Genomic DNA, 1,050 nt, shown 5'->3' on the forward strand with positions numbered 1-1,050 from the left:
GAAGAAGTCGACCCCAAAATCATGGTTGAACTTGGCCGCAATATCGCGGTAGGCTCAGCGCAACGCTTTGGTGTGCCGCTGGGATATGGTGGCCCGCACGCAGCATTTCTTTCCTGTCGCGAGGCCTATAAGCGGGCCATCCCGGGTCGGCTTGTTGGCGTATCGGTCGATGCGCAGGGGCGCCGTGCCTATCGGCTGTCCTTGCAGACGCGCGAGCAGCACATTCGCCGCGAGAAAGCCACCTCGAATGTCTGCACTGCGCAGGCGCTTTTGGCCGTCATGGCCTCGCTTTATGCGGTGTTCCACGGCCCGCGCGGATTGCGCGCGATTGCGCAGCGGGTGCATTTGCACGCAGCGCGTCTCGCCAAAAGTCTGGAGGCGGGCGGCTTTGCGCCGCTGACGCAAAGCTATTTTGACACGATCACAGTCAAGGTCGGGGCCAAACAATCGCGTATCATGGCCGCGGCTGTGGTGCCGGGGATCAACCTGCGTGATGTTGGTCAAGATCGGATTGGTATTTCCGTGGATGAGGTGACAACCGAAGCCCATTTGGCCGCGGTCTGTGAGGCGTTTGGCACACCGCTTTTGGATGCGGTTGAAGCGCCATCTATCCCTGACGCGCTCTTGCGGGAAACAGAGTATCTCACCCATCCGATTTTCCACATGAACCGCGCGGAATCCGAGATGATGCGGTATATGCGCCGCCTGTCGGATCGTGACTTGGCACTGGATCGTGCCATGATCCCGCTTGGCTCTTGCACGATGAAGCTGAACGCCGCGGTTGAGATGATGCCAATCACATGGCCCGAATTTGGCGGGCTGCACCCTTTTGCGCCACAAGATCAGGCCGAGGGCTATGCGCAAATGCTGGCGGCCCTGTCGGATTATCTGTGCGAGATCACAGGCTATGATGCGATGTCGATGCAGCCCAATTCGGGTGCGCAAGGTGAATATGCAGGCCTTTTGACCATAGCCGCCTATCATCAGGCGCGCGGGGATCATCACCGGAAGATCTGTCTGATCGCTGTTTCCGGACATGGCACCAACCCT

The 1,050-nt window shown here is 59.2% G+C and carries 1 pseudogene; it reads left to right on the plus strand.

Features of this window, described 5'->3' with window-relative positions:
- A pseudogene (locus ACR0B3_RS24230) lies at positions 1-1,050 on the plus strand (glycine dehydrogenase (aminomethyl-transferring)); the annotation flags it as partial.

The sequence above is a fragment of the Ruegeria sp. CE9 genome, assembly GCF_056537425.1.